Origin of the sequence: Lutimonas vermicola (assembly GCF_038433205.1) — a bacterium.
GTDB lineage: Bacteria > Bacteroidota > Bacteroidia > Flavobacteriales > Flavobacteriaceae > Lutimonas > Lutimonas vermicola.
Genome location: NZ_JBCDNA010000003.1, coordinates 359,379 through 383,044, shown reverse-complemented (window position 1 = coordinate 383,044; position 23,666 = coordinate 359,379). Strand labels below are relative to the sequence as shown.

At 34.2% G+C, this 23,666-nt stretch carries 26 protein-coding genes and 1 tRNA gene; 13 read left to right on the top strand and 14 right to left on the bottom strand.

Annotation, left to right across the window (positions count from 1 at the left end; translation table 11 throughout):
* The first annotated feature begins 6 nt into the window (after positions 1-6).
* The 3 genes from AABB81_RS13720 (at position 7) to AABB81_RS13710 (ending at position 2,511) form a co-directional block, all read left to right on the top strand.
* On the top strand, positions 7-1,428 hold the full coding sequence (locus AABB81_RS13720) for an MBL fold metallo-hydrolase (RefSeq protein ID WP_342161126.1): 1,422 nt from the start codon (positions 7-9) through the stop codon (positions 1,426-1,428).
* 82 nt (positions 1,429-1,510) lie between these two features.
* Positions 1,511-1,930 carry a rhodanese-like domain-containing protein gene (locus tag AABB81_RS13715; protein WP_342161125.1) on the top strand — a complete coding sequence of 140 codons (420 nt, stop codon included), beginning with the start codon at positions 1,511-1,513 and terminating at the stop codon, positions 1,928-1,930.
* An 11-nt stretch (positions 1,931-1,941) separates the two neighbouring features.
* On the top strand, positions 1,942-2,511 hold the full coding sequence (locus AABB81_RS13710; protein ID WP_342161124.1) for a Tll0287-like domain-containing protein: 570 nt from the start codon (positions 1,942-1,944) through the stop codon (positions 2,509-2,511).
* Between the two features lie 124 nt (positions 2,512-2,635).
* On the opposite strand, the gene AABB81_RS13705 is transcribed toward AABB81_RS13710, so the two are convergent.
* From AABB81_RS13705 to AABB81_RS13675, 7 genes are all read right to left on the bottom strand, one after another.
* Positions 2,636-4,819 carry a TonB-dependent receptor gene (locus AABB81_RS13705; RefSeq protein ID WP_342161123.1) on the bottom strand — a complete coding sequence of 728 codons (2,184 nt, stop codon included), beginning with the start codon at positions 4,817-4,819 and terminating at the stop codon, positions 2,636-2,638.
* Between the two features lie 223 nt (positions 4,820-5,042).
* Positions 5,043-5,447, bottom strand: coding sequence for an alternative ribosome rescue aminoacyl-tRNA hydrolase ArfB (gene arfB, locus AABB81_RS13700; protein WP_342161122.1), 405 nt, complete (start codon positions 5,445-5,447; stop codon positions 5,043-5,045).
* A gap of 36 nt (positions 5,448-5,483) precedes the next feature.
* Positions 5,484-6,080 carry an AAA family ATPase gene (locus AABB81_RS13695; RefSeq protein WP_342161121.1) on the bottom strand — a complete coding sequence of 199 codons (597 nt, stop codon included), beginning with the start codon at positions 6,078-6,080 and terminating at the stop codon, positions 5,484-5,486.
* Positions 6,050-6,673 (bottom strand): nicotinamide riboside transporter PnuC, encoded by a 624-nt coding sequence (pnuC, locus tag AABB81_RS13690; RefSeq protein ID WP_342161120.1) that lies wholly within the window; start codon positions 6,671-6,673, stop codon positions 6,050-6,052. Before pnuC ends, AABB81_RS13695 begins: the two co-directional genes overlap by 31 nt.
* Positions 6,657-6,917 (bottom strand): hypothetical protein, encoded by a 261-nt coding sequence (locus AABB81_RS13685; RefSeq protein WP_342161119.1) that lies wholly within the window; start codon positions 6,915-6,917, stop codon positions 6,657-6,659. The genes pnuC and AABB81_RS13685 overlap by 17 nt, the downstream gene beginning before the upstream one ends.
* Positions 6,901-7,635 (bottom strand): phosphoglycerol geranylgeranyltransferase, encoded by a 735-nt coding sequence (locus AABB81_RS13680; protein ID WP_342161118.1) that lies wholly within the window; start codon positions 7,633-7,635, stop codon positions 6,901-6,903. Before AABB81_RS13680 ends, AABB81_RS13685 begins: the two co-directional genes overlap by 17 nt.
* Positions 7,636-7,683: 48 nt before the next feature.
* Complete coding sequence (locus AABB81_RS13675; RefSeq protein WP_342161117.1) at positions 7,684-8,325, bottom strand: 4'-phosphopantetheinyl transferase family protein; 642 nt, start codon at positions 8,323-8,325, stop codon at positions 7,684-7,686.
* Positions 8,326-8,380: 55 nt separating this feature from the next.
* On the opposite strand from AABB81_RS13675, the gene ahcY reads away from it, so the two are divergent.
* From ahcY to AABB81_RS13650, 5 genes are all read left to right on the top strand, one after another.
* The gene (gene ahcY / locus AABB81_RS13670; protein ID WP_342161116.1) at positions 8,381-9,697 is read left to right on the top strand and encodes an adenosylhomocysteinase; all 1,317 of its coding nucleotides are present in this window, start codon (positions 8,381-8,383) and stop codon (positions 9,695-9,697) included.
* Positions 9,698-9,788: 91 nt separating this feature from the next.
* A complete protein-coding gene (locus tag AABB81_RS13665; RefSeq protein WP_342161115.1) occupies positions 9,789-10,586 on the top strand; it encodes a universal stress protein in 798 nt (265 codons plus the stop codon).
* Positions 10,587-11,357: 771 nt separating this feature from the next.
* Positions 11,358-12,770, top strand: a complete 1,413-nt coding sequence (locus AABB81_RS13660; protein WP_342161114.1) for a hypothetical protein — start codon at positions 11,358-11,360, stop codon at positions 12,768-12,770.
* 402 nt (positions 12,771-13,172) lie between these two features.
* Positions 13,173-14,204 carry a hypothetical protein gene (locus AABB81_RS13655; protein ID WP_342161113.1) on the top strand — a complete coding sequence of 344 codons (1,032 nt, stop codon included), beginning with the start codon at positions 13,173-13,175 and terminating at the stop codon, positions 14,202-14,204.
* Positions 14,205-14,270: 66 nt separating this feature from the next.
* Complete coding sequence (locus tag AABB81_RS13650; protein WP_342161112.1) at positions 14,271-15,059, top strand: RHS repeat domain-containing protein; 789 nt, start codon at positions 14,271-14,273, stop codon at positions 15,057-15,059.
* Between the two features lie 169 nt (positions 15,060-15,228).
* Here the strand turns inward: AABB81_RS13650 and AABB81_RS13645 are convergent, their stop codons facing one another.
* The 5 genes from AABB81_RS13645 to AABB81_RS13625 all read right to left on the bottom strand — a co-directional run bounded on the left by AABB81_RS13645 (position 15,229) and on the right by AABB81_RS13625 (position 18,721).
* Positions 15,229-16,482: a tyrosine-type recombinase/integrase gene (locus tag AABB81_RS13645; RefSeq protein ID WP_342161111.1), complete on the bottom strand. Its 1,254-nt coding sequence runs from the start codon at positions 16,480-16,482 to the stop codon at positions 15,229-15,231.
* Positions 16,483-16,487: 5 nt separating this feature from the next.
* Complete coding sequence (locus AABB81_RS13640; protein ID WP_342161110.1) at positions 16,488-16,775, bottom strand: hypothetical protein; 288 nt, start codon at positions 16,773-16,775, stop codon at positions 16,488-16,490.
* Positions 16,776-16,828: 53 nt separating this feature from the next.
* Entirely contained in the window at positions 16,829-17,128 is a 300-nt protein-coding gene (locus AABB81_RS13635; RefSeq protein WP_342161109.1) for a hypothetical protein, read from the bottom strand.
* Between the two features lie 130 nt (positions 17,129-17,258).
* Positions 17,259-17,981 (bottom strand): hypothetical protein, encoded by a 723-nt coding sequence (locus AABB81_RS13630; protein WP_342161108.1) that lies wholly within the window; start codon positions 17,979-17,981, stop codon positions 17,259-17,261.
* A 164-nt stretch (positions 17,982-18,145) separates the two neighbouring features.
* The gene (locus AABB81_RS13625) at positions 18,146-18,721 is read right to left on the bottom strand and encodes a tyrosine-type recombinase/integrase (protein WP_342161107.1); all 576 of its coding nucleotides are present in this window, start codon (positions 18,719-18,721) and stop codon (positions 18,146-18,148) included.
* A gap of 307 nt (positions 18,722-19,028) precedes the next feature.
* Here AABB81_RS13625 and AABB81_RS13620 point away from each other — a divergent pair, with 307 nt between their 5' ends.
* The 4 genes from AABB81_RS13620 to AABB81_RS13605 all read left to right on the top strand — a co-directional run bounded on the left by AABB81_RS13620 (position 19,029) and on the right by AABB81_RS13605 (position 22,000).
* Positions 19,029-19,913: a DNA cytosine methyltransferase gene (locus AABB81_RS13620; protein WP_342161106.1), complete on the top strand. Its 885-nt coding sequence runs from the start codon at positions 19,029-19,031 to the stop codon at positions 19,911-19,913.
* A gap of 429 nt (positions 19,914-20,342) precedes the next feature.
* Positions 20,343-21,020, top strand: a complete 678-nt coding sequence (locus tag AABB81_RS13615; RefSeq protein WP_342161105.1) for a hypothetical protein — start codon at positions 20,343-20,345, stop codon at positions 21,018-21,020.
* Positions 21,004-21,354, top strand: a complete 351-nt coding sequence (locus tag AABB81_RS13610) for a 4-fold beta flower protein (RefSeq protein ID WP_342161104.1) — start codon at positions 21,004-21,006, stop codon at positions 21,352-21,354. The genes AABB81_RS13615 and AABB81_RS13610 overlap by 17 nt, the downstream gene beginning before the upstream one ends.
* Before the next feature lie 391 nt (positions 21,355-21,745).
* Positions 21,746-22,000, top strand: a complete 255-nt coding sequence (locus AABB81_RS13605) for a hypothetical protein (RefSeq protein WP_342161103.1) — start codon at positions 21,746-21,748, stop codon at positions 21,998-22,000.
* 22 nt (positions 22,001-22,022) lie between these two features.
* Here the strand turns inward: AABB81_RS13605 and AABB81_RS13600 are convergent, their stop codons facing one another.
* Both AABB81_RS13600 and AABB81_RS13595 read right to left on the bottom strand, forming a co-directional pair.
* Positions 22,023-22,439: a PIN-like domain-containing protein gene (locus tag AABB81_RS13600; protein ID WP_342161102.1), complete on the bottom strand. Its 417-nt coding sequence runs from the start codon at positions 22,437-22,439 to the stop codon at positions 22,023-22,025.
* Positions 22,436-23,083: a DUF433 domain-containing protein gene (locus AABB81_RS13595; RefSeq protein WP_342161101.1), complete on the bottom strand. Its 648-nt coding sequence runs from the start codon at positions 23,081-23,083 to the stop codon at positions 22,436-22,438. The genes AABB81_RS13600 and AABB81_RS13595 overlap by 4 nt, the downstream gene beginning before the upstream one ends.
* A 261-nt stretch (positions 23,084-23,344) precedes the next feature.
* On the opposite strand from AABB81_RS13595, the gene AABB81_RS13590 reads away from it, so the two are divergent.
* A tRNA-Ala gene (locus AABB81_RS13590) sits at positions 23,345-23,418 on the top strand.
* Positions 23,419-23,666 lie beyond the last annotated feature (248 nt).

Below are 23,666 nucleotides of genomic sequence, written 5' to 3'. Positions count from 1 at the left end.
AAAACAATGAAAGTAGAACAATTATTCACAGGATGCCTGGCTGAAATGGCTTATTATATTGAGTCAAATGGAGAAGCTGCTGTTATTGATCCTCTTCGTGAGACCGAACCGTATTTAAGAATGGCGGAAGCCGATAATGCTAAAATAAAATATGTTTTCCTAACGCATTTTCATGCAGATTTTGTTTCCGGACAATATGACTTAGCGCAAAAAACCGGGGCTAAAATCATTTTTGGGCCAAACGCATCTGCTGAATATGACATTTATAATGGAAAAGATGGAGAAGAATTCCCCCTTGGTGAAGGTAAAATAACGTTGCTGCATACTCCGGGTCATACAATGGAATCATCCTCCTATTTAATTACCGATGATGAGGGAAATACACCTTATGTATGCACAGGTGACTGTTTATTTATAGGTGATGTTGGAAGACCTGATTTAGCTGTAAAACAAGGTAAATTAACAGAAAAAGACTTAGCAGGACACTTGTATGATTCCCTTCGAAATAAAATTATGACACTTCCTGATGATATCATTGTATATCCTAATCATGGAGCAGGTTCTGCCTGTGGAAAAAACATGAGTAGCGAAACGTTTGATACCCTGGGAAATCAAAAGAAAACGAATTATGCACTTCGTGCGGATATGACAAAGGAGGAATTTATTGTGGAAGTCACTACTGGTTTAAAGCCACCACCTCAATATTTCCCAAATAATGTTAGAATGAATAAAACTATCAATACGAGTATTGAAGACATTTTACATAAAGGAACAACCCCTCTGGATGCTGCAACTTTCAAAGAAATGAGTGAACAAAAAGATATTCTTGTTGTTGATACGCGCAGTAAAGAATTATATGCCGAAGAAGGAACTGTTCCCGGAGCCTGGTATATTGGTATTGACGGTAATTTTGCTCCCTGGGTTGGAGCACTCATAAAAGACATCAATCAAAAAATCATTTTTATTGCCGACAGTGAGAACAGGGTAAACGAAATTGTAACACGATTCTCAAGAGTTGGGTACGATAACACATTAGGTTATTTAGAAGGTGGAATAGCAAATTGGAAAAGCCATGGTTTTGAAGTGGATACGATTGGCTCAATATCAGCGCATTTATTCGCTGAGAAATTGACTAAAGGCGAAATGGAAAAACCTGTTGATGTACGAAAAGAATCAGAGTATTTATCGGAACATGTTGTTGGGGTAGAAAATTTCCCCCTCGATTTTATTCATGAGAATTTCTCTGAGATAAATCCTGATAAAGAATATTTTCTGCACTGTGCCAGTGGATATCGTTCTCTGATTGCTGCATCTATATTCAAGGCTAATGGCGTAAAAAAAGTAACAGATGTCAGGGGTGGATTTAAGGATCTCAAGGAAACAGAGGTTCCGATGACAGATTATGTTTGTCCCACAACACTATTATAATTTAGATTAGACAAATCATAAAGGGGGCGCAAGCTCCCTTTTTTTATGTAATTTTACGTAAAATACCTTAAACTAAGTAAAGATGAATACTCAAAACAAAAGCATTTTACTGATTGTGATGTTATGGATAAGCCTGGTATCATGTGATCAGAAAAAAAATGACAAATCCTCAGATCAGGATTCAGCTTCTGCAATTAGCCTGATTGCCCCTGCAGACTTAAACAAAGCCAATAAGGATATTCTTTTAATCGACGTGCGAACGCCTAAGGAATATGCTTCAGGCCATATTGAAAATTCGGTGAATATTGATTTCAGAGCAGGAAACTTTAAAGAGCTTTTAGGGGAACTTGACACAAATCAAGAGGTGTATGTTTATTGCAAAATGGGAGGAAGAAGTGGCAGTGCGGCCAAAATAATGGAAGAAATGGGTTTTAAAAAAATCTATGACCTTAAAGGAGGCATTATGGAATGGGAAAAGGAAGGCTTTAAAAAAGTTAACTAAAACATCGAAGTATGAATCAGTTGATGTTTTTTCTTCTTTTTTCAATGCTTTTGGCCTCATGCAACACATCCTTGTCTGATAAAGAAACTCAAGCCTATAAGGAAAAAGGAGGCATCATCTCAAAAAGCACAGGGGCAGAATTGTCCGGAACTCTTACAAACAAAATGAAATCCGGAGGACTTGTTGAAGCGGTTGAATTTTGTAATACTGCAGCACTTCCCCTGACCCAAAAAATGGCAGATAGTTTTGGCATTGAGATAAAAAGAACCTCTCTAAAAACAAGAAATCCTTTGAATAAGCCTTCTGAAAATGAAGAAATCATTCTCAGGGAATTTGAAGCAAATATAGAAAAAGGAATTCCCCTTGAGCCCATTGTAAGACTTGACCAACACGGAAATCCAAACTATTATGCTCCTGTTTTAGTTGAGAAAAAGTGTTTAATCTGTCATGGGACGCTTGATCAGGAACTTTCCAGAGCTGCAGATTCAATCATCAAATCTCATTACCCAAATGACCTCGCCACAGGTTTTAAAGAAGGAGACCTTAGGGGTATATGGAGCATTGCCTTTTCAAAACCCTAATCCTGATCCAAGGGTTTTATCGCTGTCCTAATCTTTTGAAACCTGCTCCATCAAACCTTTTTACTATTGAAAGCATGGCTCTAACAGGCTTATATATAAATAATTCTTCGGCTTAGGCTGCAGTTTAAAATTTAAGATTAACCCCTAACAAAAAATTCAATTCGGCCTGAGGATAGTATCCGGCCCCGGTAATTGTAGTGATTTGATCAGGATCACTCCATGTGTCATCATAGGTATAGAAGTATCCGTTTGATACGTATTTGACGTTTAGAAGATTATTGACCAAACCACTGAAGACAATCGATTTTAATGCCTTATTCATTGTAATCTCATAGCTTACATGAAGGTCATTCACAAAATATGCCTCCAGTTTAGAAGCCTCCAATTTAATATTACTCATATATTGCTCGCCAACGTATTTAGAAAGTAAACTGATTTTCATATTTGCCAATGGTTCAAAAACGATATTGCTTCCGGCAATAAAACCCGGGGAAAATGAAAGATCGGTATTTCCAAAATTGGTCAATTTGCCATCAAATTCATAATACTTATCAATATTTTTGTTTGTGCTGAATGCCAGATTTGGTTGCCAGGAAAACTTTTCACCGAATCTTATGGCTGCATCAATCTCAAGGCCTAATCGATAGCTCTTCCCAATATTATCGGCAATGGGGTTTCCCACATTATCTATGTTCCCGGTTAAAACAAGTTGATCGACATAATTCATATAGTACAGATTCGTCTTTAACCTAAAATTACCGGTGTTATAATTCCAGCCCAATTCAAAATCATCCAAGGATTCTGGCTTGACCTTGTTATTGGCTAAATAATCAGCTCGTTTGGGCTCTTTATGACCTTTGGCATAAGATAGGTAAAAGCTGCTTTTATCAAGAAAATAAGTCAGGCCAAATTTTGGATTAAAAAAATTATTTTTATCCTTAAGCTCAATATTTACAGGTCCTTCATCGATCCCCTCTACTTCGTAATTTACAAATCTGTATTGCATATCAGCAAACAAGCTCCATTGTTCATTCAATGCATAATCGGCCTTGAGGTAAAGATTAAAATCAGTTTTTTTTCCGGTATTATCGTAAAAGCGGTCATCAATCATTTCACTACCGTATTTTGCCCATTTCACTTCTCCAAAATGATCACCATCATATTGATTAAAAGCACCTCCGACAATCATATTTATTTTGTCAAAGCTCTTAAGAACCGAAAAGGTTGTTCCGTAAAAGTCATTATCCAGCCATTTCCTTTGCACCAAATCGGTTGAATTGATCTCTTCTCCGCCAACTGTAATGGGATCATAACCATAGATAGAAAAATCGGCATCATTTTCATACTGCTCATAAAAACCTCTTCCATAGGTATAGTGAAAGGCCAGGTTACCTGTCCATTCATTACCAAAGTCATGATTGATATGCAATTGGTAATGATCCTGCTTATAATCATCTACCTGATTCTCATAATATCCTGTTAAAGCACCATTCTCGTCATAGATCTCCCCGGCAGGATTGTATTTTCTGCTCGTGTTAAGTGTCTCCTTGTCAATTCCATACCAGGCTTGGTAGGTAATTTCATGACCTCCAAAAGCAATTGCCTTGATCAAGGTTTTTTCACTAAAGATACTTGCCGAAAGGTAAACGGATCTAAGATCCGCAGAAGCCCTGTCAATATAACCATCTGATTGAATCGTTGAGACCCTTCCGGTAAACTCAGATTTAAACTTTTGATCTCCCCCAAGGATTCCCGAACCGAACTGAATGTTTGCTTTTAAAGTGTTGAATGACCCTCCTGAAAATCCAACTTCGGCAAAAGCGTCTTCTTGAATACCATTTGTAGAGAGACTCAAACTCGCTCCAAAGGCACCTGCCCCATTGGTAGAGGACCCTACCCCTCTTTGCAATTGCATGCTCTGGGTAGAACTGGCAAAATCAGGCAGGTTCACCCAAAATACCCCATGAGATTCACTGTCGTTTAATGGAATCCCATTAATTGTTACATTGACCCTTGTCGCATCACTACCTCGAACTCTTATGCCGGTATAGCCTATTCCGTTGCCCGCATCAGATGTAGACACTACATTTGGTAAAAAATTCAGGAGTACAGGAATGTCCTGCCCAAGATTCCTGGATTCAATTTCCTCTTTTGTGACATTGCTCCTGACAAAAGGGGCCTTTTCATCCACCCTTGTAGCCTTGACCAGTACCTCATCAAGATTTATGGTGTCCTTTAAAATACTTTTTTCCTGTGCATATGACCCCATAGAAGCGCACATGATGAAAATAACAACAAGTTGTTTCATTTTTAATTCCCAAATGGGATATTTTAGTTTGCAAAATTCGAATTAAAGAGGTGAAATTCGAATGGATATACTCAGATTCTCAGTTTTGTTGAAAATCTTGTCCCTAAACAGCATTATCTGTTCCAGGTTCAACGGGTTTAATCTCAGCCTATATTGGGCACCCCTTATAAGATCAATGCAAATGTAACCAACATTTGTCAATTAAAAAATCATATTGAACAAATTAGTCAAATTTGGGCTTTTGTCGCAGAGCCTTCCTTTTTCCATGCCTTTTTTTGGCTTCCAGCCTTCTTGCTTTTTCTGATTTGCTAACCTTGGTAGGAACCCTTGTTTTAGATAATTTAAGGGCATTTCTGAGTATTGACAACAAGCGATCTGTTACAATCTGTTTGTTGGTATGCTGACTTCTGCTCTCGTCACATGTCAATATAATTTGATTTTTCCTGTTCAGTCTTCCTGTAAGTTTTTTCAATAGCCTCATCCTTTCCTCGTCAGAAATAGCTTGAGAGTTTTCTATATCAAAAATAATAACCGCTTTTGAGGAAACTTTATTCGCGTGCTGCCCTCCGGGACCTCCTGACCTTGTAAAGGTGAATGTCACTTCATTCAAAAGCTTTTCAATATCCATAGTAGTGCAAATAAGACCTAAATCTGTAATGAAAATTTATAACTGACTGGAGTAACTGTCCAAATCATTTCTGTTTTTTAAGATGGCATCAATGGCCTTGATGGCCACCGACATCCTGTTTTTGATATCTCCGTTTAATTTAACATAGGGGCGATTATAGCTTATCAAAGCGTTTTCAAATGCATCATACATCTCCCTTCTTTGATCAGGGCGATCGCGCAGATCATCTGCTTCCCATGGGGTGTCAATATTGGTCAACAAATAAAGGTCATACTGATTCTTAAGGGCGTATTTATCCAGGTTCGGGTGTACGAACCCACCGTAATATTCTTCAGAATATACTTTGGTTTCCAGCAAATCAGTATCACAAATCAGAATCTTATCTGCTTTTAAAGCGAGCTTATTCTCCAAGGCTATCTGACCCTTGGCAATGGGGATAAGATCGTCATCTTCACAGGTCTTTCTTTCGTTGTTCCATTTCTCCTGTAAATATTCCCGGGCATATTCCGGAACCCACACGGTGTTGTAATGCTTGGCCAGCAACTCCGACATGGTTGTTTTACCCGTTGATTCAGGTCCAAATAATACAATCTTAACCAAATTTACCGGTAACTGTTCAAGTGCTTTTTCCATGCTATATATCCGTAAATCGCAATAAATGTAAATCCTAAATACTGAAAACTGGTAAAGGCCAGGCCTTTATAAAGGTAGAGGGGTACTGATATAATATCCCCTAAAATCCAATAAATCCAATTCTCAATTTTTCTTTTGGCCATCAACCACATTCCCACAAAGAAAATAGCAGTTGTTATTGTGTCAACATAGGCTGTCCAGTTGTTCCATTTATCGCTGTAATAATATACGATAAAAACAAAAACTATTGTGACGAGAAAAATAAATACCGATTGCTTTTTCTCCAGATCGTTGGTTCGGCTAATAGGGGTTACATGAGTTGCGTCTATTTTTCTTGTCCAAATGTACCAGCCATAAACACTCATAATAAAATAATAGGCATTGATCATCATATCGCCCAGTAGCCCCCAGTTATAGAGTAAATAGACAAAAATAGAAGTGCTGATCATACCGGTTGGAAAAACAAAAATCTTGTTTTGCTTTGAATACCAAACAGAAAGAAACCCAAAAATCACGGCAACGATCTCCAGAATAATATCCAGCGTTTGGTAATCCCGATACTGTTCAAACAGGTAATCAATAATCTGGTGCATGATGACTTCTGTCGTCGGTGACGATTTTTAAAATAAAAACACAGTTCCTTTCATTCAGAAGCGAACTGTGAATATTTGAATTAACAAAAGCCATGACTTCTTGATAAGGCCCGAAAATTTGAGTGCTCAAACCATTTTCTTCCACATGAAAGGAAGAGTCCCTCAACGTTTTGATAAATTCTATAACGGGCTGTTCAAAATTCTCATGTAATGGATACATGGATATATCAATAGATATGTTCATTTTTCATGAATTTAGTGAGGAAATCTATGTTTTCTTCAAAGGCAGTTCCAATGACCACAAGATCCGCCCCGTTCTTATAGGCTTCGAGTAGTTCTTCCTTTGACCTGATTCCGCCTCCAACGATTAACGGAACATCTATGTTATTTCTTACTGATCTGATCACAGAAGTACTTACCGGTGTTGTAGCACCGCTCCCTGCTTCTAAATAAATCAACTTATTCCCCATATACATTCCGGCGATAGCAGTTTGTGTGATTTTTTCAATATCATTTGAGGCCATGGGGTTTGTCTCGCTCACTTTTTGCACAGCGGTTTCCTTCCCCCCGTCAATCAGGATATATCCGGTAGGAATCACCTCCAATGCAGTTTTTTGAATATAAGGAACGGCCTTGACTTGCTGATTGATTAAATACTCAGGATTTCTTCCCGAAATCAGGGATAAAAACAAGATGGCATCAGCGTGAGCTGTTATCTGCTGATAATGCCCGGGAAACAAAACAACAGGGAGGGTGGTCAGGTTTCTCAGTTTCAATACCAAGCTGTTTGTTGCTTCATCCTCAACACTGCTTCCTCCCACAAAAATAAAATCGACAATGGAATCATTAATCTTGCCAAGCGTTTCAAGCAGAGCATCATCATCCACCTTGTCTGGATCCAATAAAATAGCAAGAAGCTTGCTGCCTTCATTCATCGCCGATAAAAAATGCTCATAAATCATACTTGCGCTGACTTCGTTTCACTGCTCACATATATAATGCTTCTTGAACTAATTCAAAAAAGCCTGGTTATCTATAGCATAAACCAGTGTAAATCCTTCTTTTAAAAACTCAAACCTTATTTCATAGTCCTTTTTCCAGGTGTCAAATATAACGCTTCCTGATGACCTGCCTTCAGCAAACAAAAAAGGTTTAATCCCAATGTGGTCATGAAAACTTAATCCCCCATAAGGATAGGTTTTGTACATAGACTCCTTTGCCCCCCAAATGACTGTCAATTGCTTAACCAGATCTTCATCAGACAGCGAATCCACCTGGGTATTCACAAATCTGTGTTGAATTGTAATAATTTTTTCCCTGTTCTTTTCGACATCAATTCCCGCATCATAATCACTGATCAAAACTGCTACAAATTCAAAGGAATGCGTAATGGAAACATGTTTTTCGTTATTCAAAAAAGGTTTTCCATATTCGTTGTAATAAAGATCTTTATCTTGATAACCAGCATGTTTCAGTAATTGCCTTACACTTAAAAACCCTTTTTGATGCAGCAGAGATTTCATTCCTTCCAGCCTGGACCTGCTGTTTTCGGTCAATATCAAACCGCGGCTCAATTCGTCAAAAGATTCTTCGATTTTCCATACAAAGATCTTGGTTCCCCCTTCAGAATTAATGGTTTTATAAATAGGCATACAATTTTAAATAGGTATTTTGTATTTTTGCAAACTCTAAACAAATATAAAAATTATGAGTTCAGAAACATCTACTTACGTAAAATATAAGGTTAAAGACATTAACCTTGCCCAATGGGGAAGAAAAGAGATTCATTTGGCTGAAGCTGAAATGCCGGGTTTAATGAGTCTTCGTGAAGAATATAAAGACGAGCAACCTTTAAAAGGTGCGCGAATTGCTGGTTGTTTACACATGACCATTCAAACTGCGGTTTTAATTGAAACCCTTGTTGCCTTGGGAGCCGAAGTAACCTGGAGTTCCTGTAATATTTTCTCAACACAAGATCAGGCTGCAGCTGCCATAGCAGAAACCGGGGTGTCTGTTTATGCCTGGAAAGGCCTTACAGAAGAAGAGTTTGACTGGTGTATTGAACAAACGCTCTTCTTTGGTGAAGACAAAAAACCATTGAATATGATTCTTGATGACGGAGGAGACCTAACGAATATGGTACTTGATAGATATCCTGAGTTAGTTAAAGGGATCAAGGGACTTTCTGAAGAAACTACTACCGGCGTACATCGATTATATGAAAGAATGAAAGAAGGCACTTTACCCATGCCTGCGATCAATGTAAATGATTCGGTTACCAAATCAAAATTTGATAATAAATACGGTTGCAGGGAAAGCGCCGTTGATGCAATCCGCAGAGCCACAGATACGATGATGGCAGGAAAAGTTGTTGTGGTCGCAGGATATGGTGATGTTGGAAAAGGGACAGCAGCCTCTTTTAAAGGAACAGGTGCTAGAGTAATTGTGACCGAAATAGATCCAATTTGTGCATTACAGGCAGCAATGGAAGGCTTTGAAGTTAAAAAAATGGACAATGTTATTGGCAAAGCAGACATCGTTATCACTACAACCGGAAACAAAGATATTGTTCAGGAACGTCATTTCAGGGCGTTGAAAGACAAAGCCATTGTTTGTAACATCGGGCATTTCGACAATGAAATTGATATGGCCTGGTTAAATGCAAATTACGGTGATACAAAAATCGAGATCAAGCCTCAGGTGGACCAATACAATATTGATGGTAAGGAAATTATTCTTCTGGCTGAAGGAAGGCTTGTAAATCTTGGTTGTGCCACTGGCCACCCTAGTTTTGTAATGAGTAACTCATTTACCAATCAGACCCTTGCACAGATCGAGCTTTGGAAGAACTCAGCTAATTATGAGAACAAGGTATATATGCTTCCTAAGCATTTGGATGAAAAGGTGGCAAGGCTTCATTTGGAAAAAATTGGAGTTGAGCTGGAAGAACTTCGTCCTGAACAAGCTGATTATATTGGCGTGAAAGTTGAAGGCCCTTTTAAACCTGATTATTACAGGTATTAATATAGTATAAGACTAAATAAATAGAACTTCCGGTCTATAACTTGGAAGTTTTATTTATTTTTAACCCTAAGTATAGTTAAGTCATTGCCTTATGAAAAACATTCTAGTTCCGGTTGGAAGCAATATTAATGCCCTGAACACTTTACAATACGCAATTGATTTTGCTCAAGCTGTTGGTGCCAAAATTTATTTGGTTCACGTTTATAGTAGCCCCAAGATAAGTGGCGGCCTGTTGAATGTTGACCAGATTATGGAACGGGATAGTAAAGAGACCTTAAAAGAACATTTGAACAATGTAGACAGAAAGGATGTAAAGATCATCACAAGTACCTTAAAAGGATATTCGGTGATTGATACTTTGAAGCAATTGAATAAACTTTTGAATATTGACCTTATTATTGCATCCACCAAGAACGATGGAGCGGATGATACTGTCTTTCTGGGGAAAATCACGGGAAGTATCATAAAAGACACCAAAGTACCTGTTTTAATCATTCCTGCACAGGTCAAATTCAAACCTGTTAAAAAGATATTGATGACCATTAAATCAGGCTCAATAAAATCAGTAGAGACTTTGGATCTTCTTGTGAAAATTCAACAAACTTTTAATTCAAACATTAATTTGCTACAGGTAAAAACGCCTAAGTTAGATGCAAAGGACCTTGAATTAAATGATAAGTTGAAAAGCCTTATTGATACTCATATCCCCACAACCAATGCAACTGTTTATCAAGGAGTTCTTCAATTCCTGAATGTAGAGAAGCCTGACATGCTATGCGTGATTCGACGAAGAAGGGGTTTCTTTAAAAAACTATGGGAAGACGACAGGGTCAAAAAAATTGACTTCAACAGTAATATTCCCTTGCTTGTTTTAAAAGGAATGTCGTAATTTGCTTCCTCAAAATTATGGGGCTATAGCTCAGTTGGCTAGAGTGCTTGACTGGCAGTCAAATACATCTACTTTAACAACAACATCAAATTCCATATATATCACGGGTTTCAAGAGATTTATCAAATTATATTTTTTTTGGTGGTGGGGTATGGTGGTGCGTATTTAAGTAATTTTTTAATTTATAATTGATACCAAGAAAGAGGCACCGACACCTAGTCTTGTATGTACTATTAACACACTCTTCACTCCAACCCAAAATATAGAGTAATGCAAGGAGTAACTAAACTCTACTTGTCAATGTTAATAGACTTTGCTTTTCGATATTAACATATTTTAGATGAAATCCATTCATAAATTGTTCTAATCTAACTTACAGGAAAATTATTCTTTCATAAATTATTATATGATTTAGAATACCCCTATCAGGGTATTTTCCCATAAGGTGATAAATATCAGTATCTTAATTTGAATTATGTCTTATCTTTTACAAGTAAACCTTTGAACTCCCCTCATATGAAAACTTCTGTTTTATTATTACTTCTCATTTAAGTGTTATATCCATTAATGCCTAAAGAATACAATTGGGCAACTATAATTCTACTGGGAATATTAAAGAGGATGGAACGGTTTAAAAATAAAACTATAGCACAATTGGATATTCAAGGGGAGTGAAGTCAGAGTGGGCTTCTAAATTTATTCTCTTTTTTAAATTAAATGAATATTCAAAATAAGGAAGCGAAATTATCATATTACATAAATTTATTAAACATGAAAAAGGCAAAAACTAATCTTTTATTATTGATAACAATAACTCTTTTATTCGGTTCCTTTACGTACTCACAGAATTTCATAAAAACAACTAATCATCTTGAAAATAATAATTTTGATTTAGTTATGGTTGAATTCATGCAACCAGATTCTTCAATCAAATACAACAAGGGATTTTTGAATAATTCAAATAAAGTCCGTGAATCTTTAGAAAAGGAAAATATGCCTCCATTTAAGGTTGAGTTAAAAGGTCTAGGAGAAACAGATTTTATTTATTCCACTGGAAGTGATTTGTATGTAATAGGAAGAAGTTACAAGTATCAGAATATCGTAGCATCTTTTCACATAATTAAAAAAACCATGATGGGGGGTAACTTTTGGTTTGAAAGAGGAACTGAGTATGAAGACCCAGGTGGGTTAATTACTTCATCAACTTTTACCTCCCAATTTAATTTATTCAGTGAATTATATTCGGATAGTGGCAATTTAAAATTAGAATTTGGTTCAACAAGTAATAAAACATTTAAGTTATATGATTACAACAGTGGTTTTCAAATTAAAGGAAGAAATACTGTAGAGTCCTTTTCCTTTGAAGACGGAAAAACTAATTCCAGGTCAATTGCAGTTATTGGAAAATCACATTTCTCTGATAAAAGATTTTTATTCATAAAACCCCAAGGACAATCATTTGAAACTAAAATTGACCTTACAACTGATAATCCTTACATATTTTACAAATCATCTCATTTCGAGGGTGCTACAGAGAAGTTTGAAACATTGGTCAAATCTGACATTAATTCTGAGAGATTTTCAAACTGGTTTAGATTGGCTGGTTATTGGGTTTATAATAATACTCATTATGTTGCAATAAGGAGTGAATCAAGAATTTTCTATTATATAATAAAAGATAATAAAATTGTCAAAGTTCTATTTGATGAATTTGAGGGTAAATATGAAAAAGTATATTTTTTGCCAGAACAGGGTATATTTGTAAATGTTTCCAATTTAAATATCAATAATAATTCTATTTCCAACCATTTTAGATTACAAGGATTTTCAATTTTAAATAACCGTCTTTGGTCAATTGAAAAAAAATATTTCACACAGTTAAATTCTATTTGTGAAACTAATTCTAAAATTATTATTGGAGGAGCTTCTGGAGATGGAGGGTATCTTGGATTTGATAATCCATACATTGAAATTATTGAAGCCAAATCAGGAAAAATTCTAAACAATCATTATATTTCAGAAAAATATGCCTCTATAAATAATATGTTAATCATAAACAATTCCATATTAATCACCGTAGGGTTTTCAAGAGACAAATCTACTCGAAAAGCATATGGTACTTCTTATTTGATAAACGATTCTTTATTGAGTAATGGGGAGTTTTCTAATGATTTATTCCGATAAGAAATATTTATTTATAGTCGATTAGGAGGCTCAGACCCCTGTCTTGAATGCATTGCAAAACTCTTACCCATAAATTTACGGTAACAAGTAGAGAACTTAACTCTGCTTATCATTGTTATTGCACTTTCAATTACGAACATAATATTTTGAGATAAATACTAATCATTTCATTTGACTCTATTCTATAATAGAATGGTAAACTACCTTAAACTGATATAAATCACCTCATTATAAAGATTTAAGCTCTAAATTTAATTCTATTTTCAGAACACGGCATAACCCAATACCTTTAATAGGCAGTTTTAATCCTATATTCTAGAGAAAATATGACAAAAATTATCTACTTATCTCTGTCTTTAATGGCTTCATTTTTTTTCTAAATTCCTAATTAAAATTCTTGCTATGAGAAACTATATCATTATCGTTGCTATCTTTCTATTAACCTCTTGTACAAATGAAAAGTATGAAATTAATGATATTTATTTCGTTTCAACAGTTGAAGGTATTTCGATAAGAAATGAACCTAATATTGATGCATTTGAAATTGATAGAATACCATACTTGATTAGAATCAAAGTCATTGAAATTACCAACAAGAAAGATAAAATTAATGGAGTCAAAGCCGAATGGCTAAAGGTTAAATTTTATCAAAAAAGTCAAAATCACGAAACTGTGGAAAGAATTGGATACGTTTTAAGCAATTCAATCATTGACATTAAAAAAAGTAATGTGTCAAGATACTCTGATTTAATTGGAGAGTATTTAATTGAGGATAATTTAGCTGATTATTATCTAACACTGTTACCGAATAACAAATTTGAAATCATAGTAAATCTCTGTGCAGGATTAGGGAAAATCAAGGGTAATTCTTCATATGATAATAACATATTAATCCTAAAAGAAAATTCCAGAGAGTACGGAGGTTTTTATCCTGAGGAGCCATTTGAAATTGAAATTGAAGTCAAATCAGCAAATCAATTGATGCTTATAGAAGGTAGAAGTGGTTGGACTTGCAATGACGATAATCAGAGAGTCCTAGAGCGAATTAAAATTAATAAGAACATTATCAATAATCAGTCTGAAATTGAAATGGATTCAAGGGATACTGATGAACATACGGAAAAAGTTTATGAAAAAAATGGCCAACCTGTTCTGAAATTTAGCGCATTAAAATCTTTATTAATGGGAAGTAGTAGTTATCAAATGAAACAGTTACTGGGGGAGCCAGATAAAGAATATAGTACCGTAATGATTTATGACACTTATTTTTACTGGTATGCAGCACTAGATGATTCAGATAATGAAATCCGACATATAAGAGTTCTATTTAAAAAGAATAGGATTGAAAATGTTATATCATTTAAACCAGGAGAAGCAATGCAAGTTGCACCTGCGGTATTAGGTGGTCGTACATATGTAAATTCTCCAAAATAATGATATAAAAAAGAATTATTATTATAAAATCAAACAGTAAGTATTAACTAATTAATAAAATTGTACATGACGAACATAAAACTATTCCGCAACTTATTATTGATTATTTTACTCAGTAATTGTGCTAAAGATAAAATAGGAGATTGTGACCTAAACCATTTGAGTTTAAGAGGGGATGTCAAATCAATAAGATGTGATTTTTATGAAGCTAAAGAAAAGGGTGGGAAAATTTTTAAAGGTTATAAAAAAGAAAGTGGAAAAACACTTTTAATAATGTACGATAATATTGGTTTTATTACTAAAACTATTTATGACAAACAACAATATAGAGGGCCTTATGAAGAATTAATTAAATATGATAATAATTGTAACGAAATTGAAAAAATCATAAATGAAGAAGGTCAGTTTGTGTTAAAAAGAACTTACAAATATGATGACAATGGTGTTTTGATAGGGGAAACACACTTTAAGGAGGATGGTAGCTCCAAATATATTGATTTTGAAAAAGGTAATTTTAAATATGAATATGATAATGAAGGAAATTTAATAAGAGCAACTCGAACAGAAAAAGATTATTTTACATATGAATATGATAATGAAGGAAGGTTAATCAAAACTACAGAGTTTAGTAGTTATGTTCCTAATGATGAAAATATACAATTATTGAAATACAGTGATGAAGGTTATTTGATTTCGAAAAAGTATAAAGGAAGAAGTACTGATAATGGAGAAAAATATGATTATACAGAGAGTTTTACATATGAGTTTGATAAGAAGGGTAATATTATTAAAAAGATAGAATATCTTGATGGAGTGCCAATTATTATAGAAGAAAGAAAAATAGAATACGATTAAAATTCTATTTCGTTTTTGAACTATACGATAAAAGGTTCAAATTGATTAATGAAAACGAGTGATTTATTCATGTTGAAAATTGACTAGGCTTAAAATTGACCCAGTTCGGTCTGATGTAAACACTAGGTGGTACGTTCATTATTCTGTTGACAATAATTAGATATATTTTTTATTTAAAAATTTTCATAGTTAATCCCTTAGCAACAACCTCGGCATCAATATAATGAGTGGAAAGTATTTTCTTACTACCATGAGAACTTAATTCAATTGAATCATCTCCAACAGCTTTATTCAAATATGATAGGTACGTTTTTCTAAGTATTTTGAATGTTTTTCGTTTCTTACTAGGAAAGGCTTGCTTATAAAAATGGGTAAATCCTTTGGATAGGTTGGCTATTATGGTCTTTATACCAGAAACTCTATGAGGATGAAGAACGTTTAAGGTGCTATCCTTGAAATCTTCATATCCCAATTCAACAAGTAAACTGTAGAGGTCAGGGCCTACTGGAATATATTTTTTCTTATACTTTTTTCCAGTGATTCTTTCAACTTTTAGATTGTCGGTTAAAAAAATGAGACCATCAGTTTTTTCACTAAAATACAAATCATTCCAAGATAGAGTAACTAATTCTTCACGCCTTAGACCAGTATATAAGGCTAGTTTGAATCCATCAATCAAATAGGGTCTGTAGTGATTTTTGCGCTCTCTACGCTTGCCCTGGAGCTGCTTGTAAGGTGATTTATTATCAACCGCATCCAATACAGCTAAAAACTCCTTTTTTGTAATTGAGCTTGTGTCATATACTATCGCATCAAATTTCACACTTTTGAATGGGTTACCCATTGTAACACCAACCTCATCAATCATATGGTTGATAAAGGACTTGATAATTTTGAGCTTTGTTGGATAACTTCCAACGGAATAGTTGCTTGTTACGTGGTCGTACCAGTATCCAACATGATAATCATTCAACGAATTTATGGTCGTCATTTCGACATTGACATTATTTTCCCTAAAAATATTGATTAGCTGCTTAACATTTCTTTCAATATCCGAGAGGTGATTTTTAGATATATTCTTTTTTTTATGGCTAGGCACATTGTTTCCATGGCAAAAATTTAAGAATAAATTGGCAGCATCAATAATTGATAGATTATTTGGGTCATAAACCTCAACCTTGGAATAATTCTCCAAAACTCCGTTTTTCACATCTTTTCTAAATTGAATAGCTGAAATCAATGCTTCATCAAAATTTTTTGTTCGATACATTTTGGTTCTTCTTCTTCCATTAATATCTGATACCAAAGATTTATAATGTTGGTATTCGGCATGGTCACAATTTTCTATGTTATGATAGTTGTATTGTCTTTTACATTTTGTACAATAAACCCTCAAACTGTACATATTCTTTTTAATTTTCAACCTCATCATTTTATATATTTCTTTATACGGTTCTTACTTGTTTTTTTAATTAAATCCAAATTTGGATACAACTCACGAATAGCTTGTACCATCCCTTTGTCTTCTGTGTTTGCGTCATATATCTCGAACCAGTTATTCGGATAACTTTTTTTTAGGTCTTCTACTACTAATTGTTGCCTCTTGAATTCAAAAGTAAATTTGTCCACAACATTTTTGCCCCCAATTTTCTTAATTGGAATACCATTATCGGTCAGCCATTTTTTAGCTGACCTATTGTCTATCAAGCCAAGCATTTTGGCTATTTCACCTAATTTAAGGTGGTCTATATGTAGAAATAAACATAGCATTATCTTAATTGCACTTTATTATGACGTTCTTCTTCTGATATTATCAAATCATTTTCAATATCACTTTCATAATCTTCAAATGCACATTGAAGTTCAATATATAATTCATGTACTTCTAATAATAATTCGATTGGATTTGAATCTAAGTTTTCATTCAAATCATCCTTTCTTAGAAATGCTTCATCTAATTTTTCATTACCGTCAGATGATAACAATTCTTCATTTTCATTAACGTAATTTGACATATAGTTTATATCGGCTAATAGGCTTTCTTTTCTCATATCTATTTGGTATATCATAATCTCATGGTTTTGTGATTAGTTGTGTAATTTAACTACTCTGGTTATAAATTATTTTCGTTCTGTTTAGGTCATAAATATCCTCCTTCAGGAAACTTCTGAATTTTTAGATGTTGATATATGGGGTTGTTTATAGGTGAGTTATACTCTTCTTAAATTCAGTATAACTATCGTTTATTGCGTCATTAACATATATTGATAGTTGTTCTTTGTCTTGTAATATATCAGAAGTAGTTCTGCACATTTCACTGCCAAGAAAATCATAAATAATCTTTTCCATTGGTTCAATCTCTATCAATTCGATGGTATCTTTTAAGGTACGATGCCCCATGAATTTAGACATTTCTATCATGCATTTTTTTGAATAGCGATAACGGTCCAACATTTTGAGTACCCAAGCAATCTGAAAAGCATTTGATTTCAATGGCTTTAATTTTATTTCATAGCCTAGTTTCTCGGTTAATTCATATAAAAATTGGTCACTATGCTTTTTTAACTCTCTGTTAAGCGTTGAAGTCGTCAAAGGTTTTCCCGTTCTATAATTCAAATAAATACTATCACCTTCATTTCTCTCTTTTAGCATTTTAAAGGCCTTCTCAAGATATTCCAAAGCCTTGCCCGTAATTGGTCTGACAATTTCGGAATTGTCTTCTAATTCCAGCTCATGTTTAAATTCACCCCAATCATCATTGAACACATCTTCCCATGATAATTTGAGTTGTTGACCTATCTTATAACCCCACTGTGGTCCATGGATGCATAATAGTGCATGACCATACTCTTCTTCTTCCCATAACCACATCCCAAATAGGGTTAAAAGTTCAGTGGTCCAATGCTTATAGTTATCATTCATATATTGAATATTGTTGTATTTTCATATATTTTATGCAAATATAACATTTATTATTGAATTAAACAAGTTATATTCAATATATTTACGATATTACAACATGTCTTTTATTATAAATGATATGCAGAAAAGTTAAAAACTCTTTCATATAAAGGTTTTAAAATATTTTAAACACTTAGATACAAATTACTAATTTCTTGTTCCCTAATTCCTAAATATATCTTTGTGGTTGAGGTTGATGAGTGATTAAATAGTTGTGATAACAATAATAAAGCTTGGTCACTATACTTATTCATCTGCCATACTCTCCGACCAAGGGTTTTTCGCATAAAGTGACTAGAAAATCTACCAGGTATGTTATAATGAGTAAAAATTTCCTTCAACTTGGTGTTCACATGTTGTACCGAAATTGGTTTTTTACCAAAACGATTCACAAATAAATATTGTTCAGGTGCGGCTTCCATCTTTATATACAAACGGTTCAGGATTTCTTGAAGTTCTGGATTGACCGTGATGGTTCTGGTCTTACCAGTTTTCTTTTCTGTAATCGTTAAAGTATCTTGATTCAATAACCGTTCCCATTTGAGCTGAAGAAGGTCTGATATTCTTAATCCAATATAGGAACCCGTTGCAATTAATAATGCAAATTTGTAATCACCATCTCGTTCTAATTTTAATACTAGGGTCTTCATCTTTTCCCATTCTAAAAAATCGGAGCTTGTTTTCTGTCCCTTAAGTGCCATAATTTTTTGGTTTTATCCTTCACTATTACCACTATTTTGATGTAAGTGAAAGTGGTTAATATTCTATTTTATGTAACTATCTATTATACTGTGTTTTATAGCGTACCTTTCACTTACTACTAAAAGTGAAAGTTGTTCAACAAGGATAGGAGGAAAAATGTTCCCATGCCAGCCTTTTATAATTTATTTTGAACTATAATCCTATGGGAAACCCCATGTTTATTGAGATGAGTGATTTTTTTTCCTGAATCATGTTGTAAATAAGGTCGGTTGAGGTTTTGCCAAATATTTATTGGTAAAGCAATCAATGAACATTAAAACAGGAATCAACGTGTTATCACTATTTGATGGAATTAGTGTAGCGCAATTAGCATTAAAAGAATTAAACATTCCCATCAACAATTATTTTTCTAGTGAAATTGATAAAAATTGTATCGAGGTTAGTCAACATCATTTTCCAGATACATTTCAACTGGGTAATATTATAAATATTGATGGTACATCATTACCACCAATTGATTTATTGATTGGTGGTTCCCCTTGTCAGGACCTTTCGAGTATACGAAAAAACCGTCAGGGATTACATGGTAAAAAATCATCCTTATTTTTTCATGCGCTGAGGTTATTGGAAGAGGTTAAACCTAAATATTTTTTATTTGAAAATGTTGGGTCTATGTCTAGGACAGATAGGAGCCTATTTGATAAGCTTCTGGGAGTAAAGGGCATTTCAATGAACTCTAATATGGTAAGTGCCCAGAATCGACACCGTATCTATTGGAGCAATATACCGATAACCATTCCAGACGATAAACAAATCATATTAAACGATAATATCACCAATGGATATACCGATAGAATCAAATCCAATTGTGTGCTGACCAAAAATGTGCCCCACACTAAAAAAGGGCTGATTCGATACCTTAACAAATCCCTGGGTAACGTGGTTTATTTAGATAAATCATTTGCTGAGCTGACCAAGAAACAAAAGCTATCAACAATAGATACAATGGATGATAATACTGTTAAATCCTTATTCAGACTATTCAGCATAAAAGAACTGGAACGACTTCAGACCTTACCTGATGGTTATACTAGGCTATTGAAGAAAACACCAGCAGCTCATGCCATCGGTAATGGATTTACCTTAGAAGTAATAAAACATATCTTAAGGGGTGCAAATCTATTGGCTTAACATTATGAATTCCGTCAGGATACTGGTTTGAAAATAACCTAATCAAAATTATGCCCTGCCAGCACGTTAACGCAGTGGGGTTAGACGGACCCATTGAAATAAATTTTAATAAAATATCATATTTCTAACAGACCTGCACCCCATCATAGAATCCCTATTATCAGCGTATTACAATCTGTCAAATGCCTCCCTAGTACCTTCCCTTATAAATTTATTCTGACAATAGTCACTTTTTTGGACTAACAAACATATTTATAATTGGGGGCTATCAAAACGCTCCAAGAAGCATTACGACAATTGTCCAAATAAAATATTATAAAAATTTTAAGGAAAACTATTGACTTTCTGGACAAATGACGTATGGTTAATTATATAAGTACAAGAAACCTTGTATTGAGTCTTTACGGCTAATAGTAAAAATTAAAGATTATGAAGTTAAAAAATTGGTACACGGCAAAAGAATTTAGCAGTATAAATAATATATCCGTCAGAACATTGGAAAGAAGAAGGGATAGGCTACTCAAGGAGAATCCAGATTTGGATTGGTTTAAAATGAAATCCAAACCTTACAAGTACAGTTTCAAAATGATGGAACAATTCACCAGCCCTGAACTCTTTGACCTTATACAAAGAAACAGAAGCCTATCTAATACCATCGAGTGTATGCATCGTAACGATACGTTAGAACAACACTTATCATTTTTAAATTGGGATTACTTTGTAACAGTGACTTATCAGGAGCCTAAAACCAAAATGGAGTGTGTTACCCTTATGAACGAGCTTTACGGTAAGATAGAAGTTAATAGCACCTCTGGCAATACTCGAATGTTCTACACCACAGAGACCTATTCAGTTAATAATGGAAATCATAATCATGCTGTACTAAAAACAGACCTTAAGCTTTACCAAGTAAAAGAACTCTTACAAGGATTAGAACCTATAGGTGTTATAGATGTACAACGCTATGATTATGAATTGGCCGCCATATTCTATATATGTAAAGAGATGAACAAAGATATGAATGGTCTGTATTGGGGCGTACTGGGAAATAACCTTGAATCAGATGGAATCAAAATCAAAAAAATAAAAGATGCAAGCAATTTATAACAGACAAGGCCAAGTTGTTGCTTGGCTCAATGGTAAAGACCTATATGATATAAAAGGTAATTTCATTGGTTTTTTCATTGGTCATGCCGTTTATAATTCCAATGCTACCTACAGTGGAATTCTGAACCAAAGTTTCTTTAGAGATATAGATGGTCGAGTGGTGGCATTTATGAATGGGGCTAAAAATGGACCCGCATTACCATCATTAAAGTCAAAACCATCCAGACCAATCAAAAAACCTAGGCCATCTACCAAAGTAGCTCCACCTCCACCGTCACCAAAACCACCAAAATTTGGGTGGTCAAAACTTCAGTGGGAAGATTTTATGAATTAGGTCTCTAGTTGATGGTTCAGCATTTATCATATGAGCCTTTTGTTTGAGTAACTCCAATTCTTTCTTAAAATCGAAATCTACTGATTGACATGCAATTTTATTACTATTAGTTTCGATATCCATATAATAATAAATAGCAAATATCTAAATAAGAATAAGACTTGATGTATTGGATTAAAGAGCTCTATTTTTTGTTCAATACTATTTGGTTTATTTACAGAGAAAAGCTCTTAAATCAATCCCTGGGAGCTCACAGGATAGTATTTGACAGTATAATTTTGATTTATTTTTTACGAATGGTAACAATATGATTACCAGGTTCTTGCATCAATTATATAATTTTGTTATCCTTGTATAAACAATTAGATTCATTACCATTAAATCCTATAATATGACCACCCAAGATTACAAATTCAGACCAAACGACAATAGTGTCTCTAATCAAATTAAATTTGATTTGGAAGCTGAACATTGGACTAGGGCATTTAGAGGTGCTCAACTTAATTCTAATACGTCCTCATTTGGTGACAGTGTATCGGTAATCGGAACGGTACTAAAAATGGTTATAGGAATTATTGTTTTGCTGGTGATACTGTTCGTTGAATTATATAAATGGGTCAGGATTAAATATAAAAATGTAAATTAATCTAAAACGTTTCCTTTTTCATTTAAATAACCTTCTTCATTTTTCTTGTTAAACTAAACTCGTATCCAAATGGCTTTTTATGAGCAGTTGCTATATGACAAATTTCATCCCAATTCTTAGCTAAGGCTTGAGTCATTTCCCATATGCTTAACCCCTTTTTTTTACTCGGACCTTTTAAAAAGAAGATACCTACTTTATGTTTTTGAAACAAATCCAATTCATCTTGTCTTTTTGAAATATTAATGTCTTGTGTGATGACACAACTTCCTTCTTTTCCAACTTTTGGAATCCAATCAACATCTTTACTTCCATGTCCAAATGTATCGGGTAAAAATTTAACTTCTATATTTAGATTGGTTTTTAAGCCTTCAGGAAATTGAATGATTTGGAATCCTTTGGCTAAATGGGGTGGCATATTTTCGTCCAAATAGATAATCATGCCGCACTACAATATTCTAAAGCGTGATTCACTTCTTCTTCAGACAATTGGTAAACATGGGCAATATATTTGACGGGGTCTCCAGCTTTATAATGATTTTGAATTATTCCTGGCTCTATGTTTTTACCATCAATAATAGGGTGACCAAATCTTCGCTTTGGGTCTACTAAAATGGATTTGTTTTTACCCATAGGCCAAAAACGAGAAGCCAAATTATCTTTATCAAATTCTAGATTAACAAAAAACAATTGAATTATTTCAAGGTTAAATTGCTTTGTGCCATTTAATTCAATAATTCCTTTTTTGGTTCTTAAATAAATTTGTTTTCCATCACTATGTATACCCATTAGAACTTCCTTTAAGGCAAAAGGGAAAGCAGTATTATACATCTGTACTAATTCAGAATGCGCTTTTAATACGTTTCTAGGTGGAACACCCGCTTCGGAAAACCGCATCATTATGTAAAATTCGATGAATGTATGAAAACTTACAGCCCTTGTGCCGTGCATCTGCCAGGAGTATTTAGTGTCATACTCTTCACCAAGTTTACCATCCCAGTATTTGTTCATCCAGGTATAAACTTTTCTGTAAGGAACACGAAGTATTTGTGCAATTTCAGATGCAGTATAAATTCCTAATCCCAATTTTGGCTTATTCTCGAAGTTCATTTAAAAATGATTATTTTCAAAAGTACTAAATGTACTTTGGGTTTTCTATTAAAGGGATGTAAAAATTTTTTAGAAGGTCTATGTCATCAATGTTTAAGTTTTTTTTATGAATTAAATTGGTGGTGGGTTTTTGTGGTGGGTTTTTGTAGTAAAATGTATACAATTGTATATATTTGCACTTCTATTTTTTTCTATGAGAAATAGAAAAGTGTTGTAAATCCTGTATTTACAGTTTATGGGGCTATAGCTCAGTTGGCTAGAGTGCTTGACTGGCAGTCAAGAGGTCCGGGGTTCGAATCCCCGTAGCTCCACAACAAAAAAGAAAAGCCTTCGGTAGAAGGCTTTTTTTATTCCCAAATATTTTGGGCCAAACGAAGTTTGAGAATAAAATTTTAGGGAATAAAAATGACCACGCTTTTAGCGTGGTTTTTCTTTTTTGTTGTTAGGGGCACCATTTAGGGATCATGGAACATAATCCCTTAATATTATCACTGAAAGAAATAAAAATTCAAACCACGCTTTTAGCGTGGTTTTTCTTTTTTGCTGTTAGGGGCACCAT

Coding starts and splice junctions, on each gene's coding strand:
- AABB81_RS13720 (WP_342161126.1), top strand. CDS start 7: ATGAAAGTAGAACAATTATTCACAGGATGCCTGGCTGAAATGGCTTAT.
- AABB81_RS13715 (WP_342161125.1), top strand. CDS start 1,511: ATGAATACTCAAAACAAAAGCATTTTACTGATTGTGATGTTATGGATA.
- AABB81_RS13710 (WP_342161124.1), top strand. CDS start 1,942: ATGAATCAGTTGATGTTTTTTCTTCTTTTTTCAATGCTTTTGGCCTCA.
- AABB81_RS13705 (WP_342161123.1), bottom strand. CDS start 4,819: ATGAAACAACTTGTTGTTATTTTCATCATGTGCGCTTCTATGGGGTCA.
- arfB (WP_342161122.1), bottom strand. CDS start 5,447: ATGGATATTGAAAAGCTTTTGAATGAAGTGACATTCACCTTTACAAGG.
- AABB81_RS13695 (WP_342161121.1), bottom strand. CDS start 6,080: ATGGAAAAAGCACTTGAACAGTTACCGGTAAATTTGGTTAAGATTGTA.
- pnuC (WP_342161120.1), bottom strand. CDS start 6,673: ATGCACCAGATTATTGATTACCTGTTTGAACAGTATCGGGATTACCAA.
- AABB81_RS13685 (WP_342161119.1), bottom strand. CDS start 6,917: ATGAACATATCTATTGATATATCCATGTATCCATTACATGAGAATTTT.
- AABB81_RS13680 (WP_342161118.1), bottom strand. CDS start 7,635: ATGATTTATGAGCATTTTTTATCGGCGATGAATGAAGGCAGCAAGCTT.
- AABB81_RS13675 (WP_342161117.1), bottom strand. CDS start 8,325: ATGCCTATTTATAAAACCATTAATTCTGAAGGGGGAACCAAGATCTTT.
- ahcY (WP_342161116.1), top strand. CDS start 8,381: ATGAGTTCAGAAACATCTACTTACGTAAAATATAAGGTTAAAGACATT.
- AABB81_RS13665 (WP_342161115.1), top strand. CDS start 9,789: ATGAAAAACATTCTAGTTCCGGTTGGAAGCAATATTAATGCCCTGAAC.
- AABB81_RS13660 (WP_342161114.1), top strand. CDS start 11,358: ATGAAAAAGGCAAAAACTAATCTTTTATTATTGATAACAATAACTCTT.
- AABB81_RS13655 (WP_342161113.1), top strand. CDS start 13,173: ATGAGAAACTATATCATTATCGTTGCTATCTTTCTATTAACCTCTTGT.
- AABB81_RS13650 (WP_342161112.1), top strand. CDS start 14,271: ATGACGAACATAAAACTATTCCGCAACTTATTATTGATTATTTTACTC.
- AABB81_RS13640 (WP_342161110.1), bottom strand. CDS start 16,775: ATGCTTGGCTTGATAGACAATAGGTCAGCTAAAAAATGGCTGACCGAT.
- AABB81_RS13635 (WP_342161109.1), bottom strand. CDS start 17,128: ATGATATACCAAATAGATATGAGAAAAGAAAGCCTATTAGCCGATATA.
- AABB81_RS13630 (WP_342161108.1), bottom strand. CDS start 17,981: ATGAATGATAACTATAAGCATTGGACCACTGAACTTTTAACCCTATTT.
- AABB81_RS13625 (WP_342161107.1), bottom strand. CDS start 18,721: ATGGCACTTAAGGGACAGAAAACAAGCTCCGATTTTTTAGAATGGGAA.
- AABB81_RS13620 (WP_342161106.1), top strand. CDS start 19,029: ATGAACATTAAAACAGGAATCAACGTGTTATCACTATTTGATGGAATT.
- AABB81_RS13615 (WP_342161105.1), top strand. CDS start 20,343: ATGAAGTTAAAAAATTGGTACACGGCAAAAGAATTTAGCAGTATAAAT.
- AABB81_RS13610 (WP_342161104.1), top strand. CDS start 21,004: ATGCAAGCAATTTATAACAGACAAGGCCAAGTTGTTGCTTGGCTCAAT.
- AABB81_RS13605 (WP_342161103.1), top strand. CDS start 21,746: ATGACCACCCAAGATTACAAATTCAGACCAAACGACAATAGTGTCTCT.
- AABB81_RS13600 (WP_342161102.1), bottom strand. CDS start 22,439: ATGATTATCTATTTGGACGAAAATATGCCACCCCATTTAGCCAAAGGA.